This is a genomic window from Actinoplanes sp. NPDC049668 (genome assembly GCF_044465445.1).
In the GTDB taxonomy this organism is placed as follows: Bacteria; Actinomycetota; Actinomycetes; order Mycobacteriales; family Micromonosporaceae; genus Actinoplanes.
Genome location: NZ_JBITLR010000003.1, coordinates 516,289 through 531,309, shown reverse-complemented (window position 1 = coordinate 531,309; position 15,021 = coordinate 516,289). Strand labels below are relative to the sequence as shown.

13 protein-coding genes and 1 pseudogene are annotated in these 15,021 nt (G+C 72.0%); 1 reads left to right on the top strand and 13 read right to left on the bottom strand.

Going from position 1 to position 15,021, the window contains the following annotated elements; genetic code table 11:
- The first annotated feature begins 140 nt into the window (after positions 1–140).
- Positions 141–851, top strand: coding sequence for an LON peptidase substrate-binding domain-containing protein (locus ACIBSW_RS15120; protein ID WP_354728418.1), 711 nt, complete (start codon positions 141–143; stop codon positions 849–851).
- On the opposite strand, the gene ACIBSW_RS15115 is transcribed toward ACIBSW_RS15120, so the two are convergent.
- The 13 genes and pseudogenes from ACIBSW_RS15115 to ACIBSW_RS15055 all read right to left on the bottom strand — a co-directional run bounded on the left by ACIBSW_RS15115 (position 766) and on the right by ACIBSW_RS15055 (position 14,969).
- Positions 766–1,497, bottom strand: coding sequence for a DUF2567 domain-containing protein (locus tag ACIBSW_RS15115; RefSeq protein ID WP_354728419.1), 732 nt, complete (start codon positions 1,495–1,497; stop codon positions 766–768). The two genes, ACIBSW_RS15120 and ACIBSW_RS15115, sit on opposite strands and share 86 nt — an antisense overlap.
- A 43-nt stretch (positions 1,498–1,540) precedes the next feature.
- Entirely contained in the window at positions 1,541–5,077 is a 3,537-nt protein-coding gene (dnaE, locus tag ACIBSW_RS15110; RefSeq protein ID WP_354728421.1) for a DNA polymerase III subunit alpha, read from the bottom strand.
- An 84-nt stretch (positions 5,078–5,161) separates the two neighbouring features.
- Positions 5,162–6,640 carry an AAA family ATPase gene (locus ACIBSW_RS15105; RefSeq protein ID WP_354728423.1) on the bottom strand — a complete coding sequence of 493 codons (1,479 nt, stop codon included), beginning with the start codon at positions 6,638–6,640 and terminating at the stop codon, positions 5,162–5,164.
- Between the two features lie 202 nt (positions 6,641–6,842).
- The gene (locus ACIBSW_RS15100) at positions 6,843–7,871 is read right to left on the bottom strand and encodes a hypothetical protein (RefSeq protein WP_354728425.1); all 1,029 of its coding nucleotides are present in this window, start codon (positions 7,869–7,871) and stop codon (positions 6,843–6,845) included.
- Between the two features lie 27 nt (positions 7,872–7,898).
- Positions 7,899–8,825 carry an RluA family pseudouridine synthase gene (locus ACIBSW_RS15095; protein ID WP_354728427.1) on the bottom strand — a complete coding sequence of 309 codons (927 nt, stop codon included), beginning with the start codon at positions 8,823–8,825 and terminating at the stop codon, positions 7,899–7,901.
- Positions 8,822–9,397, bottom strand: a complete 576-nt coding sequence (lspA, locus tag ACIBSW_RS15090) for a signal peptidase II (protein ID WP_354728429.1) — start codon at positions 9,395–9,397, stop codon at positions 8,822–8,824. Before lspA ends, ACIBSW_RS15095 begins: the two co-directional genes overlap by 4 nt.
- Positions 9,398–9,405: 8 nt before the next feature.
- Positions 9,406–9,828, bottom strand: coding sequence for a TraR/DksA family transcriptional regulator (locus ACIBSW_RS15085; RefSeq protein ID WP_354728431.1), 423 nt, complete (start codon positions 9,826–9,828; stop codon positions 9,406–9,408).
- 284 nt (positions 9,829–10,112) lie between these two features.
- Positions 10,113–11,624 carry a potassium/proton antiporter gene (locus ACIBSW_RS15080; RefSeq protein ID WP_354728433.1) on the bottom strand — a complete coding sequence of 504 codons (1,512 nt, stop codon included), beginning with the start codon at positions 11,622–11,624 and terminating at the stop codon, positions 10,113–10,115.
- Positions 11,621–11,899: a DUF167 domain-containing protein gene (locus tag ACIBSW_RS15075; RefSeq protein ID WP_354728442.1), complete on the bottom strand. Its 279-nt coding sequence runs from the start codon at positions 11,897–11,899 to the stop codon at positions 11,621–11,623. Before ACIBSW_RS15075 ends, ACIBSW_RS15080 begins: the two co-directional genes overlap by 4 nt.
- Before the next feature lie 918 nt (positions 11,900–12,817).
- Positions 12,818–13,012, bottom strand: a pseudogene (locus ACIBSW_RS15070) (hypothetical protein); the annotation flags it as partial.
- 43 nt (positions 13,013–13,055) lie between these two features.
- Positions 13,056–13,877 carry a DivIVA domain-containing protein gene (locus tag ACIBSW_RS15065; protein ID WP_184996509.1) on the bottom strand — a complete coding sequence of 274 codons (822 nt, stop codon included), beginning with the start codon at positions 13,875–13,877 and terminating at the stop codon, positions 13,056–13,058.
- 58 nt (positions 13,878–13,935) lie between these two features.
- Positions 13,936–14,241: a YggT family protein gene (locus ACIBSW_RS15060; RefSeq protein ID WP_354728435.1), complete on the bottom strand. Its 306-nt coding sequence runs from the start codon at positions 14,239–14,241 to the stop codon at positions 13,936–13,938.
- A gap of 23 nt (positions 14,242–14,264) precedes the next feature.
- The gene (locus ACIBSW_RS15055; protein ID WP_354728437.1) at positions 14,265–14,969 is read right to left on the bottom strand and encodes a cell division protein SepF; all 705 of its coding nucleotides are present in this window, start codon (positions 14,967–14,969) and stop codon (positions 14,265–14,267) included.
- Between the last annotated feature and the right edge of the window lie 52 nt (positions 14,970–15,021).

Genomic DNA, 15,021 nt, shown 5'->3' with positions numbered 1-15,021 from the left:
TCTAGGCGGCGCCTCCGACAGCCTCCCGCCGCCGTTCCAGGCAGTGGGAACACAGCTTTCGCCGCTTTTGCGCGTACCGGATCCGAAGATCGCCGGGGCGGGAGGCGCGCGGACCGCGATCAGGCCGATACGCTCGCACCGTGGGCGCGATTATCCCGGTCTTCCCGCTGGGCACGGTGCTCTTCCCCGGCCTGGTGCTGCCCCTGCACATCTTCGAGGAGCGGTATCGCACGCTGGTGCGCGACCTGGTCTCGGCGACCGACGACGAGCCGCACGAGTTCGGCGTGGTGACGCTGAAGTACGGCTGGGAGGTCGCGGCGCCGGACGGCGACGCCGAGCGCCCGGCGGACGAGCTGGCGGTCACGGTCGAGCAGCTCTACGACACCGGCTGCACCGCCGAGCTGCGGCAGGTGACCGAGCTGCCCGACGGCCGCTTCGACATCGTCACGGTCGGCCGGCGGCGCTTCCGGGTGGTCGCGATCGCGGCGGAGACGCATCCCTACGTGACCGCCGAGGTCGAGTGGCTGCCGGACGAGGACGGCGCCGGCGCGGCCGCGACGCTGCTCGCGCCGCGGGCGCTCGCCGCGTTCCGCACCTACCTGGATCTGCTGCGGCCCGACTCCGAGGTGCTCGACCAGGTGCCGGACGACCCGACCGTGCTGTCACACCTGATCGCGGCGACCGCGCAGCTCACCACCGAGGAACGCCAGGAGCTGCTGGCCGCGCCCGACACGGCCACCCGGCTGCGCACCGAGCTGCGGCTGCTCAACCGCGAGGCGGGTCTGCTGGCCAAGGTGCGGGCGGTGCCGGTACCCCTGTCGGATCTGGCTCGGCCGGTGAGTCCGAACTAGCGTCCGTCAGGTCGTGGCCGTAGCCCGGCTTCGCGCCGGGCTGGTCCAGGTCCGGGTCGTTGGACCAGCCGGCCAGCAGCGTCGTGACGATCACCGCGGCGAACGCGACCACCAGCAGCGCGCCGTGCGTGCGCAGGTCCGGTGGCCGGGCGTAGGTGTCGCCCGGCGCCGAGGTCTGCTGCCATTCGTCCCAGGCGCTCAGCCCGACCAGGCGGCCGACCTGCCAGGCGACGACCGCGCAGGCGAGGCCGCCGAACGTGACACCGAGCACCAGGGCGGGTCCGCGATCGCGGCGCAGCAGCATCCAGATCAGCACGGCGGCGATCAGGCCGAAGCCGAAGCCGAGCATGGTGAACCAGGCGTCCGCCGCGACGTACTCCTCCGGCGACGGGTCGTTGACCACGATGCCGTTGCGCCCCGCGTTGATCACCGGCACCGCGGGTGCGAGCCACGACCAGAGCAGGCCGAGCGGCGCTCCGGCCACTGCCAGCCCTGCCGTCACCGCCGCCACGACCGACACCGTGCGCCGCAGCGACCGGCGCGGCGGGCGCGGCTGCTCCCAGGCCATCGCCTCCGGGGGCGGGCCGAACGGGTAGGCCGGCGGCGTGTCGTACTGCGGTGGGGCCGGCTCCTGGCTGGGGTTCACCCCTCGATCCTGCCAGGTCCGCCCGCGGCGCCCGCGCGGAGCATCAAAGCACCGCCGACGGGCCGAGGATCGTCTTGAGGTCGGCGCGCAGCGCGGGCGTCGGCGCGACCCGCACGGCGCCCAGCCGGAAGATCGTGGTGCGGCTGCCGTTCTGCAGGTGCACGTGCACCTCGGCGTCGCCGGGGTGGCTGACCAGGATCTCCTTGAGCTCGTCGACCAGGGGCGGCGTGCAGCGGGTGATCGGCATGGTCAGGGTGATGGGCTTGCTGTCCGGGTTGTGCGACACGTCCGGCATCGACATGTCCATCGCCATGATCCGCGGGGTGTCGTCGCGCCGGTCGACCCGGCCCTTGACGACGACGATCGCGTCCTCGGCGATGTACTGCCCGATCACCTCGTAGGTGTTCGGGAAGAAGAGCGCCTCGACGCCGCCGGCCAGGTCCTCGAGGGTGGCCGACGCCCAGGCCCGGCCCTGCTTGGTGATGCGCCGCTGCACTCCGGTGAGGATGCCGGCGAGCGTGACGACCTGCCCGTCCGGTACCGAGCCGTCCTCGTTGAGCGCGGCGATCGTCGTGTCGGCCGAGTTGTGCAGGAGCTGCTCGAGGCCGGCGAGCGGGTGGTCGGAGACGTAGAGGCCGAGCATCTCCCGCTCGAACGCGAGCTTGTCGCGCTTGTCCCACTCGCCGTCGCCGATGGTCGGCATCGCGACCGTCGCCGCGCTGCCCGCGCCGGAGTCGTCGCCGAACGAGGCGAACAGGTCGAACTGCCCGGCCGCCTCGTTCTTCTTGACGTCCGCGTACGCGTCGATCGCCTCGGCGTGCACCGCGAGCAGGCCCTTGCGGCTGTGCCCCATCGAGTCGAAGGCGCCGGCCTTGATCAGGGATTCCACGGTCTTCTTGTTGCAGGCGACGGCGTCGACCTTGGACAGGAAGTCGTAGAAGTCCTGATAGTCGCCCTTCTCCTTGCGGCATCGGGCGATCGCCTCGACCACGTTGTTGCCCACGTTGCGGACCGCGGCCAGGCCGAAGCGGATGTCCTTGCCGACCGGCGTGAACGGCCCGGCGGACTGGTTGACGTCCGGCGGCAGGACCTGGATGCCCATGCGCCGGCACTCGGCCAGGTACATCGCCATCTTGTCCTTGTCGTCGCCGACGCTGGTCAGCAGGCCCGCCATGTACTCGGCCGGGTAGTTCGCCTTGAGGTAGCCGGTCCAGTACGACACCAGGCCGTAGCCCGCCGTGTGCGCCTTGTTGAAGGCGTAGTCGGCGAACGGCACCAGGATGTCCCAGATGGCCTTGATCGCCTCGGGCGAGTAGCCGTTGGCCTTCATGCCGTCGCTGAACGGCACGAACTCCTTGTCCAGGACCTCTTTCTTCTTCTTACCCATGGCCCGGCGCAGCAGGTCGGCCTGGCCCAGCGAGTAGCCGGCCAGCTTCTGCGCGGCGCGCTGCACCTGCTCCTGGTAGACGATCAGGCCGTAGGTCGGGCCGAGGATCTCCTCCAGGGGCTTCTCCAGCTCCGGGTGGATCGGGATGATCTCCTGCTGCTTGTTCTTGCGCAGCGCGTAGTTGGTGTGCGAGTTCGCGCCCATCGGGCCGGGCCGGTACAGCGCCAGCACCGCGGAGATGTCCTCGAAGTTGTCGGGCTTCATCAGCCGCAGCAGCGAGCGCATCGGCCCGCCGTCGAGCTGGAACACGCCGAGGGTGTCGCCGCGGGCGAGCAGGTCGTAGGTCGGCTTGTCGTCCAGCGCGAGCGCCAGCAGGTCGAGCTTGCGGCCGTGGTTGAGCTCGATGTTCTTGACCGCGTCGTCGATGATCGTCAGGTTCCGCAGGCCCAGGAAGTCCATCTTGAGCAGGCCGAGCGTCTCGCAGGTCGGGTAGTCGAACTGCGTGATGATCGCCCCGTCGGCGTCGCGGCGCATCAGCGGGATGTGGTCGATGATCGGCTCGGCGGACATGATGACGCCGGCCGCGTGCACACCCGTCTGCCGGATCAGGCCCTCGATGCCCCGGGCCGTGTCGATGACCTTCTTGACGTCGGGGTCGGTGTCGTACAGCGTGCGCATCTCGCCGGCCTCGCCGTAGCGCTTGTGGTCGGGGTCGAAGATGCCGGCGAGCGGGATGTCCTTGCCCATCACGGCCGGCGGCATGGCCTTGGTGATCCGGTCGCCCACCGCGTACGGGTAACCGAGCACCCGCGCCGAGTCTTTGATCGCAGCCTTCGCCTTGATCGTGCCGAAAGTCGCGATCTGCGCAACTTTGTCCTCGCCCCACCGCTCGGTGACATAGCGGATGACCTCGCCGCGCCGGCGCTCGTCGAAGTCGATGTCGACGTCGGGCATCGAGACGCGCTCGGGGTTGAGGAACCGCTCGAAGATCAGGCCGTGCGGCAGCGGATCCAGGTCGGTGATGCCCATCGCGTACGCGACCAGCGAGCCCGCCGCCGAGCCGCGGCCCGGCCCCACCGCGATGCCCTGCCGCTTCGACCACTGGATGAAGTCCGCGACCACGAGGAAGTAGGACGGGAAGCCCATCTGGTTGATGATCCCGAGCTCGTACTCCGCCTGCTTGACGTGTGTCTCCGGTACGCCGCCCGGGAAGCGCCGCTTGAGGCCCTCGAACGCCTCCTTGCGGAACCAGGACTCCTCGGTCTCGCCCTCGGGCACCGGGAACCGGGGCATCAGGTTCTTGAAGGTGAACATGCCCTCGGTGTCGACCCGCTCGGCCACCAGCAGGGTGTTGCGGCAGCCCTCCTGCCAGGCGTCGGAGGAGTCGACGGCGCGCATCTGGTCGGCGGACTTGACGAAGTAGCCGCTGCCGCCGAACTTGAACCGGTTGGGGTCGGCGATGTTGCTGCCGGTCTGCACGCAGAGCAGCACGTCGTGCGCCTCGGCCTGCGCCTCGTGCGTGTAGTGCGAGTCGTTGGTGACCAGCGGCGGGATGTTGAGCTTGCGGCCGATCTCCAGCAGGCCGTCGCGGACCTTGCGCTCGATGTCGAGACCGTGGTCCATGATCTCGAGGAAGTAGTGCTCCTTGCCCAGGATGTCCTGGTAGGCCGCGGCGGACTTGAGCGCCTCGTCGAACTGGCCGAGCCGCAGCCGGGTCTGCACCGCGCCGGACGGGCAGCCGGTGGTGCCCATGATGCCCTCGCCGTGCTCGGCGATGATGTCCATGTCCATCCGGGGCCACTTGCCGAGCTGGCCCTCGATGGAGGCCCGGGAGTTGAGCCGGAACAGGTTCTTGAGGCCGACCGCGTTGCGGGCCCACATGGTCATGTGGGTGTAGCCGCCGGAGCCGGAGACGTCGTCGCTCTTCTGCTCGGGGCGGCCCCACTTGATCCGCTGCTTGGTCAGCCGTGACTCGGGGGCGACGTAGGCCTCGACACCGATGACCGGCGTGATGCCGGCCGCGGTCGCCTGCCGGTAGAAGTCGTAGGCGCCGTGCATGTTGCCGTGGTCGGTGATCGCCACCGCCGGCATGCCGAGGCGCTTGGCCTCGGCGAACAGATCCTTCAGCCGGGCGGCGCCGTCGAGCATCGAATACTCGGTGTGCACGTGGAGATGCACGAACGAGTCAGACACCCAGGGCCCCCTTTTCCCGCTGGCGAATCCAGCCTTCGAGAGCCTAGTCCCGACCCGGGCCCGGTGGCACCGGGGACACCCGCCCTATTCGGCGAATGGCTCGATCATCGCGGCGGCGGCGCGCATCCAGGCCTGGCGGGTCTCGGGCTGCAGCACGCTGTACTCGATCGACGACCCGACCTCGAGCGCCGGGTCGTAGGGCACGACCGCGACCGCCCGGGTACGGGTGGCGAAATGCTTGGTCAGATCGTCGAGCAGCGGCAGCTTGCCCGGCGACGGGCAGGAGATCAACGTCACGGCGTTGGAGACGAGATCCTCCATGCCGGTCTCGTTGAGCACGTCCAGCATCCAGTCGGCGGTGAACGCCGCGTCCTCGCGCGGCACCGTCGTGACGACCAGCTGGTCGGCGCTGCGCATTACCGTCTGCCAGTTGACGCTCTCGACGTTGTTGCCGGTGTCCACGCAGATCACGTCGTGGGTGCGGCGCAGCAGGTCCATCACCCGGCGCACCGTGCCCTGGTCGAGGCGCTGCGCGAAGCGCGGGTTCTCCTCGCCGGCGAGGACGTCGTAGGAGCCGTCGGAGGCGTGCCGCAGGAAGTCGTCGAGGTGCGACATCAGCCCCTCGCCGTGCAGGTTCTCGATCTCGAGAAGCTCGCCGACCAGGTGCCGGATCGTCCGGGCGTGCCGGGCGCTGCCGGCCCGCAGGCCCAGCGTGCCGCGCAGCTCGTTGTCGTCCCAGGCCAGCACGCCGCGGCCGCGGACGCTGCCGATGGTGGCGGCGGCCAGCACGGTGGCGGTGGTCTTGTGCACGCCGCCCTTGGGGTTGGCGAACGCCATCACGCGCGGCTTGCCGAGCTTGCGGCGCAGCAGCGCGACCGCGCGGTCCTCCTGCTCGGGCCGGGCCTGGCGCCACTCGATCCGGGCCGGCGCGGGCGAGGTCGGCGCCGGCGCGGCGACGGCCGGCTGGCGTGGCGCGAGGGTCGGCGGCGGCATCACCGAGGCCGAGGCGACCGCGGCGGCGCCCCGGCTGGTCGGCGGCGCGGAGACGGGCGAGACCCGGCCGATCGACGGGGCCGCGGAGCCCCGCGCCGGGTTGAAGAAGCTGTGCGGCTCCTCGCCGGAGGCGGGCCGGGCCTGGAAGCCCTCGCCGATGCGGGACTGCCGGCGGGACTCGGCGAGCGGGTTGACCGGGCGGCCGTCGGGCTGTCGGGGCTCGACGGGCGGGACCGGCGGCGCGAGCGGCTCGGACTGGCCCAGCCGCTCACCCAGGCCGGCCCGGCCGGGACGACGGTCGAGCGGGTTGAGCGGGCGGCGCTCCGGCTGGCGCGGCTCCTGGCCGCCGCGGGCCTGCTCGCTCTGCCGTGGATCGAGGGGGTTGAAGGGGCGCCCGGAGGGGCGGGGCGACGGCGGGCCGCCCGCCTGGCGGCGGGAGGTGTCCTGGTTGCCCTCGGCGTCGGAGTGCTCCTCGGCGGCCCGGGAACCATGGCGGGCACGGTCGAGCAGCACCCGCCAACGCGGGGCTGGTTCCGCAGGCCGGCCCCAGCCGGTCTCGGTCCCATCCACGGCTCGTCCTCCCAGCGATTGCTCGATGTGCCTGCTCGACACTCCCACGGACCCCCGTTGCCCTAGACAGGCTACGGACGCCAACCCTATTCAGGCCACACCCAATGCCCGCAATTGTGCGGCGGTCTTGATTGCCCGTCGGCGTCAAGCTCGTGCACGTTCGTCCAACCCGTACCGACGGCGGCACGCGCCGCCCCCGCATTCAACGCCCGGAGGCGCCCCAAGATGCTCCTGGAGCAGTGATCGGCGAGTCGGGGCCCAGGTCCCCGGACCGTACGGAGGTAACGGCAGCGCTCTCCTGAACTGCCGCGGCTGAGTGGCCGGACCCCACTGCGGGGTTGTCGGGTGAGGCAGATGTCACAGCCACCCCGGGGGATGAGGGTAGTGGCGCGGGGGTTGCCGGGGCAACAGTCCGGGACCGCGATGGCACGCCCTCCAGCGCCGGATCGTCGTCGGGCACCAGGACGGTCTGTTCGGGCAGCACGGGACGGAATTCGGTGCGGTCGAGGCTGCGTACCTCCGGCGCGGGGTCGACCGCCCGCACCTCCGGGCGGTCCGCGAGCCGGTCGAGCACGACCGGGTCGGCGCGCACCACGGCCGCGAAGGCGCAGGCGCAGTGCGCCCGGTATGCGGCCGCCTCCGACGCCGCGGTGCGCGCCGCGGTGTCGTACGCCCGGCGCAGCCGGAGCTCGTTGACGCCCTCGCCATGCAGCTCGGCGCCGAGCTTGCGGTAGTCGGCCTGTTCCTGGTCGCGGGCCAGCGCCGCGTTGAGCATCCCGGCGACCACGTCCTGCGGCATCCGGTACACCGGGACCTTCACGACCTGGGTGCGCACGCCCGCGATCGGGGCGCGCACGTAGACCTGGGCGACCGGCACGCCCTCGAACGCCGCCTGCAGGCGGTCCGGCGCCAGGTACTCCGTCAGGCTCACCAGGGCCCAGGTCTCCCCCGCCGCCGGGGATCCCGCCGAGGGCAGCAGCGCGGCCAGCTCACCGCGGCTGGACCGCAGGTAGCCGCCGACCGACTGTCCTTCCACGACACCGACCCGGACCACGTCGCCGGCCGGCCGCTCCAGCTCGGGCCCGCGGTCGGCGGCCCACACCACGGTGACGAGCAGCGCGGCGGCCGCCGCCAGCGCCAGGCCGGACAGCAGGCGCACCCGCGCCGGGGACATGCCGATGCGCGGCAGGCCATGGTTCAGCGGCGGCAGCATCCGGTCCCCGGGCCTCATGAGGTGATCCCCCTCGCAAGGTCGATGTCAGCTGGCGTCGCGGAGCACGTCCAGCGCGTGCCCCAGGTCCTCAGGGTAGTCGCTGACAAAACGGACCTCGTCCAGCGTGCGGGGATGCAGGAAGGCGAGTTCGCGCGCGTGCAGCCACTGGCGGTGCAGGCCGAGCCGGGCGGCCAGGGTCGGGTCGGCGCCGTAGGTGACGTCGCCGACGCACGGGTGCCGCATCGCGGAGAAGTGCACCCGGATCTGGTGTGTACGCCCGGTCTCCAGCTTGACGTCGACGAGGCTCGCCGAGCGGAACGCCTCGATCGTGTCGTAGTGGGTGACGCTGGGCTTGCCCTCGGTCATCACCGCGAACCGGTAGTCGGCGGTGGGGTGCCGGTCGATCGGCGCGTCGATGGTGCCGCGCAGCGGGTCGAGGTGGCCCTGCACGACCGCGTGGTAGCGCTTGTCGACCTCGCGCTCCTTGAAGGCCCGCTTCAGCGCGCTGTATGCCATCTCGCTCTTGGCGACCGCCATCAGCCCGGTGGTGCCGACGTCGAGGCGGTGCACGACGCCCTGGCGTTCGGCGGCGCCGCTGGTCGCGACGGTCTGTCCCATCGCGGCGAGCCCGCCGATCACGGTCGGGCCGGTCCAGCCCGGGCTCGGGTGGGCGGCGACGCCGACCGGCTTGTCCACCACCACGATGTCGTCGTCGCTGTAGACGATCTTCATGCCGTGCACCGGCGTCGCCACCAGCGTCGGCGCGGTCACCGGCGCGGGCAGCGTGACCTCGAGCCACGCGCCGGCGCTGACCTTGTCGGACTTCGGGCGGGGAATGCCGTCGACGAGCGCGTCGCCGGCCTCGACCAGGGTCGCGGCCGCCGTGCGGGACAGGCCGAAGAGTCGCGAAACGGCCTGGTCGAGCCGCATTCCGTCGAGGCCGTCGGGTACGGGCAGGGAGCGCGCGGTCATGCGGTCTTCTCGGCCTTCTCGGTCTTGCCGGGCTTTGCGGCCCGCACCATCCGCGATCCGTCGCGCTGGCGGCCGGTCAGCTCGAGCAGCACGGCGAGGACCACACCGACGGAGAGGCAGGCGTCCGCGACGTTGAAGACGGCGAAGTACTCGGCGTAGGGGCCGAACAGGCTGACCATGTCGACCACGTGCCCCTGGAACGGGCTCGGCGCCCGGAAAATCCGGTCGCCCAGGTTGCCGAGCGCGCCGCCGAGGACCAGGCCGAGGGCGATCGCCCACGGCACCGACCGCAGCCGCAGCGCCATCCAGGTGATCCAGCCGATCACGGTCAGCGTGACCAGCGGGAACACCCAGGTGTAGCCGCTGCCGAGGCTGAACGCCGCACCGCTGTTGCGCAGCAGCGAGAGGTAGATGAGCCCGCCCAGGATCTTCACGGGCTCGCCCTCGGTCAGGCCCTTGGTGCTGAGCTCCTTCACCAGCTGGTCGAGTCCGACGGCGACCAGGGCGGTGATGGCGAGCACGAGCACCGCCCGGCCCGAGAAGCCGGGCCTGGTCCCCGGTCCGGGCTCCATGTCGGCGTTCAGCGTCGTTCCTCCAACTGCTTACAGGAAACACAGAGAGTCGCGACGGGGAACGCCGCCAGCCGCTCGACGGGGATGGCGTTGCCGCATCGCTCACACCAACCGTAGTGGCCCTCGCCGAGACGGTCGATGGCGCGCTCCACCTGTGTGATGCGCTCGAGAAGATTGTTGGCGAGAGTGATCTCCTGCTCGCGTTCGAAAGTCTTCGTCCCGGTATCGGCCTGATCGTCCCCGGCGGAATCGGCGAGGCGCTCGCGCTGAAGCTCGGTGATCTCGGTGAGCGACCGGTCGTACTCCGCCTGCAGTTCCTCGCGGCGCTCCTCGAGCGCGACCCGGATCTTCTCGGTCTCCGCCGCGCTGCGCGCCTTCCGCGGCGCGGCCTTCGCGGCCGACGCGGACCGGGTCTCGGTTGCCTTGGCCATCGTCGCTCCCCTGAGCCGCGCTCGGCGCGGCGAATCGGCGGTCTTTCAGCGGTCATGAAGGGGCGCGCTCGCCCACCCGCCCCGGTCGATGCTCCTGCCGCGCCCCCACGCGGCTCGTGCACCCCCACGTGCACAAACGGCGCGGCCAGCAATGCCGCGCACCCCAGAGGCTGGCAAGGATACGGAACGTGAAGGTAAGCGACAACACGGCACACCGTCCCGGGTGACTACCAACCGGGACGAACCCTACCGAACATCTGCGTCGGATACCCGACGCCCGGCCTTCAGCGCTTCTCGTGGCCGTCCTCGCCGTGCCAGCGGGCCAGCCGGCCGCGCCGGCTCACCGCCCGCAGGCGCCGTTCGGCGACGTCCCGGGCCGCGGCGGTGGTGACGATCAGCAGGTCGTCCCCGGTCCGCAGCCGGGTGTCCGGCCCCGGCACGAAGTTCGCGCCGTCGCGCACCACCAGCGTCACCACCGCGCCGACGGGCAGCCGCAGCTCGTCGATGTGCACCCCGGCCAGCCGCGAGCCCGGCTCGATCTCGATCTGCAGCACGTCGGCGTGCATCCGCTCCAGCGGCGCGGCCTCCACGTGGATCTCCACCGCCTCGGCCGGCGCGGTGATCCCGAGCCGGCGTGCCACCGGCCCGAGCGTGCCGGCCTGCAGCAGGGTGAAGATGATCACGAGCACGAACACCGCGTCGAACAGCCCGTCGGAGCCGTCGGTCCGCAGCGAGAGCGGGATCGTCGCGAGCACGATCGGCACGGCGCCGCGCAGCCCGGCCCAGGACAGGAAGGCCTTGCTGCGCCAGGCGAGCCGGCGGCCGCCGCGAACGACCAGCGCCGAGACCCAGACCGAGAGCGGGCGGGCGAGCAGCACGAGCACGAAGCCGACGACCAGAGCCGGCACCACCGCGTCGCCCAGCCGGCTGGGCGAGACCAGCAACCCGAGCAACACGAAGAGCCCGATCTGCGCGACCCAGGCCAGCCCGTCGGCGAAGCCGAGGATGGCCCGGCGGTGCGGCATGCGGCTGTTGCCGAGCACGACGCCGGCCACGTAGACGGCGAGGAAGCCGGACGCGTGCGCGGCCGCCCCGGCGGCGTACGCGAGGAAGGTGAGCGCGACGGCCGCGATCGGGTACAGCCCCGCGGCGGGCAGGGCGGCGTGCCGCAGCAGCCAGCGCCCGGCCACCCCGACGGCGAGCCCGATCGCGGCGCCGGCGGCCAGCTCGTAGCCGACCAGCAGCAACTCGTACCACCAGGGGTGCTCCGGGCCGCCGACCGACGAGAGCAGGATGACCAGCAGGACCACCGGGGCGTCGTTCATGCCGGACTCGGCCTCGAGCGTGGCGACCAGCCGCGGCGGCAGCCGCAGCACCCGCAGGGTCGAGAAGACCGCGGCGGCGTCGGTCGAGGAGAGCACCGCGCCGTAGAGCAGCGAGAGCCGCCAGTCGAAACCGAGGACCAGGTGCACGACGACGCCGACGACCGCGACGCTCACGGCGACCCCGACGGTGGCCAGCACCGCGGAGAGCCCGAGCACCGGCCGCAGGGTGGTCCAGCGGGCGGTCAGCCCACCCTCGGCGATGATCATGATCAGGGCGCAGAAGCCGAGGGTACGGGTGAGGCCGACGTCGTCGAAGCGGATGCCGAAACCGGCCTCCCCGATGAGCATGCCGATGAACAGGTACACGAGCAGACTCGGCAGCCCGAGCCGGGTGGAGAGCCGCACGGCGGCCACCGCGACGAGCAGCACGGCCGCCCCGATGAGCAGCGCGAGATCGAGCCCGCCGGTCATGTGCTGCCGTCACGCAGCGCCGCCAGGCGCTCGCCGACGTCCCCGGCGACGGTGAAGACCTTGTCGCGGCTGGTGGCACCGATCTTCAGCTCGACGTCGCCGGGCCGGAGCCCGAGCGCGCCGGCCAGGGCGCGCCGCACCGCCTCGGTGGCCCGGCCGTCGACCGCGGGCGCGCCGACCGCGACGATCAGCGCCGGGCCGTGCGGCCCGTCGTAGCGTCCGCCGACCCGGGTCCGCCCGGCGCCGGGCCGGACCCGCACGGCGACGGATCGCACGTCCGCGGGCCGCCCGGACCGGTCGGTTTGTGCCGCGCTGGGCGCGATGGCCGGGTCGCTCGGGGGAACACGCCGCTTGGCCATGCCCCATTGTGCCGATCTTCGATCCCGTGCCCCACCGGGGTCGCCTCGCGACGCCCGGTGATCATCGACGACTATCCGCGTGCGGGCCGAGGGCCACCACTGCGGGCGACGGCGCGGTCAGTACCGGGCGGTCGCCGCGACCAGGCGATCCACCGGACGGCACAGGCCGCACGGGCTGAAGCCCAGCTCGACCGCCTCCGCGACCGGCAGCCCCTCGGTCATGCGCCCGATCAGGTGCGGGCAGTCCGGCAGGTGATAGCGCGGCCGGCCGTCCACGACCAGCACCTCGGCGTCGAGCCGGGCCACCTTGACCGCGTCCGCCGGGCGGACGGCCTGCGGCAACGGTTCGTCGTCCGGGTCGTCCGGGTCGGGCTCGTCGAACTCGTCCGCCGACCCGGCGTAGTCCGGTCCGGAGCCCTCCGGCCCGGCGGCGAACGACAGGTCGGGCGCGGGCGGCGCCTCGGCGTAGGCGGGGCCGTCCGCCGGTGCGGCGTCCGCGGGCGCCGGCTCACCACGCCAGGCGTCCCCGTCCGGGGCGTCGGCGCGGGCACCGCCGATGACCGTGGCCGCCCGGTCGTAGTCGGGGTCCTCCGCGCGCGGGGCCGCGCCGGCGGACTGACCCGAGGAAGTCCGGCCGGCGGTGGCGTCGTCGTAGAGGTCCGCGTCCGGGTGCACCCGCTGGGTCACGTCCGGTGCCGAGTGGTACTCGTCCGCGTCGCGGCGGCCGGCGGCGTAGGCCGCACCGCCGTCCTGGACATCGCCGAACTCCGGGTACGGGTCGCCGGCCGGATGGTCCGCGCCGCGGGCCGCGCCCGGGTGCGTGCGGACCGGCTCGCCGGCCGGGTCGCCGCCCGGGGACCGCACCGCGCGCCGGGCGGCGGAGGCCTGGCGGGCGCCGACGACCAGCGCCACCGCGGCCAGCAGGCTGGCGACGATGGAACTGATCAGCAGAGAGCTCGATCCACCGGCGAGGCCGAGGACGAGAAGCGTCACGGCGACGAGGATGAGCAGCAAACTAGCAACGATCATGGCTCATCCCCGCCGCAGTGGGAACCGATCCGCAAGCCGAGGCTCAGCGGCCGGTCTCGATGGAACCGGCGCGGCTGCCGCCGTACGAGCCGGCGAGGCCCGCGGCGGCGAGACCGCCCGAGCCGCCGACCGAACGGTTGGCGTCGGCGCGGGACATCTCCGCCTCCAACCCCTGTCCGCGGCCGTCGAGGTCGCGCAGCTGGCTCTCGAGGTACGCCTTGAGCCGGGTGCGGTACTCACGCTCGAACTGCTTGAGCTCCTCGATGTGCTTCTGCAGCGCGGAGCGCTTGGCGTCCAGGCCGCCCATGGCCTCCTGGTGCCGCTGACGCGCGTCGCGCTCGAGGGCATCCGCCTTGGCGCGGGCCTCGCGGGTGACCTCCTCCGCCTTGGAACGGGCGTCGGAGAGAAGCTTGTCGGCCTCCCGCCGGGCGTCGGACACGTGGTCGTCGGCCGTGCGCTGGGCCATCATGAGGACGCGCAGCGCCTGCTGCTCGCCGTCGGCGCCACCGGCGGCGCCGGCTCCGGCGCCGACCGGGCCCTGCGCCCGGACCTGCTCGAGCTCGGCCTGCATCTGGCGAGCGGCCTGCTCAGCGGCAGACTTGTCGCGCTGCACCCGGTCGAGCTGGGCCTTCATGTCGTTGAGCTCGGCGGCCAGCCGCGGGTCGGCACTCGGACCGGCTGGTGCGCCACCCCGACCGCCGCGCTCCACCTGGGCACGCAGCTCGTTGTTCTCCTCGATGAGACGGGCGAGCTCGCGCTCGACCTCGTCCAGGAAGGCGTCGACCTCCTCCTCGTCATACCCCCGCTTGCCGATAGGGGGTTTCTTGAAGGCGACGTTGTGCACGTCGGCCGGGGTCAGCGGCATCGAAACTCCTCGGGTCAGTTGCGGCCGCGTGGGGCGCGGTCGATCAGGGCGGACGCTGTCACGCGAACCGAATGATCAAACGCGCTAACACGAAGTTCAAAAGCACGAACAGGATAACCAGCAGGACCAGGGACGCCAGGTCCAAACTCACGGTACCAATTCGAAGCGGTGGGATCACACGCCTCAACGCCTTGAGGGGTGGATCAGTGACGCTCCACACCGATTCGAGTGCCGCCGACGCCCCACGCCCCGGCTGCCACCGACGCCCGTACTGCAGCACCGCACCCAGGACGAACCGGGCCAACAAGGTCAGGAAGAACACGTAGAGAAACAGGTAAATGATCTGGAACACGATCGACAGCACGTCAGGCGGATCCCTCGTTAGGGTCAACTCTGGTTGAAGAACCCGCCCTCAGCGATCTTGGCCTTGTCCTCAGCGGTGACCTGGACGTTGGCCGGTGAGAGCAGGAATACCCGGTTGGTCACGCGCTCGATCGTACCGCGCAGCCCGAAAGCCAGCCCGGCCGCGAAGTCGACCAGTCGACGGGCGTCGCTCTCGTCCATCTCGGTGAGATTGATGATCACCGGTACGCCGTCGCGGAAGTGCTCCCCGATCGTGCGCGCCTCCCGGTACGTCGTCGGGTGCAGCGTGGTGATCTGGTAGCGCTGGTCCTCCTCGACGATCCGCTGGTGCGGCTGTGGCTGCGCCTGCGGTGCGAGTGCCAGGTTGTCGCGGGTGGCGTAGCCGAGCGACCCGGACGTCTCGGCGACGGGCGCCGACGGCCGGGTGATCGAGCGGACGCTGGCCCGCTCCTGGCGCTCGGGGCGATCGTGGTGGTCGTCACGCTCGAGGTCGATGCGGGCGGCGGCGCGCTCGAGGCGGCCGCTGCGCTCCTGACGGGCACGCGGCAGCGCCGGCGCCTCGTCGACGTCGTCCTCGTCGTCGGCGAACTCGTCGGCGTAGCGGTAGCCGGAATCGCGGTCCCGGTCGCGGTCCCGGTCGCGGTAGTGGCCGTCGCGGTAGCGATCGTCGTACTGGTCGTCCTCTTCGACGAGGCCGAGCCAGACCCCCGCCTTACGCAGCGCGCTCATGCCATCACCCCCACCGGCGGGCACTGAGCTGTTGACTCGCTCATGTGGTTAC

Excerpts from the sequence above, each read along its gene's own strand:
- ACIBSW_RS15100 (WP_354728425.1), bottom strand. The coding sequence starts at position 7,871 with ATGAGGCCCGGGGACCGGATGCTGCCGCCGCTGAACCATGGCCTGCCG.
- ACIBSW_RS15095 (WP_354728427.1), bottom strand. The coding sequence starts at position 8,825 with ATGACCGCGCGCTCCCTGCCCGTACCCGACGGCCTCGACGGAATGCGG.
- lspA (WP_354728429.1), bottom strand. The coding sequence starts at position 9,397 with ATGGAGCCCGGACCGGGGACCAGGCCCGGCTTCTCGGGCCGGGCGGTG.
- ACIBSW_RS15085 (WP_354728431.1), bottom strand. The coding sequence starts at position 9,828 with ATGGCCAAGGCAACCGAGACCCGGTCCGCGTCGGCCGCGAAGGCCGCG.
- ACIBSW_RS15080 (WP_354728433.1), bottom strand. The coding sequence starts at position 11,624 with ATGACCGGCGGGCTCGATCTCGCGCTGCTCATCGGGGCGGCCGTGCTG.
- ACIBSW_RS15065 (WP_184996509.1), bottom strand. The coding sequence starts at position 13,877 with ATGCCGCTGACCCCGGCCGACGTGCACAACGTCGCCTTCAAGAAACCC.
- ACIBSW_RS15055 (WP_354728437.1), bottom strand. The coding sequence starts at position 14,969 with ATGAGCGCGCTGCGTAAGGCGGGGGTCTGGCTCGGCCTCGTCGAAGAG.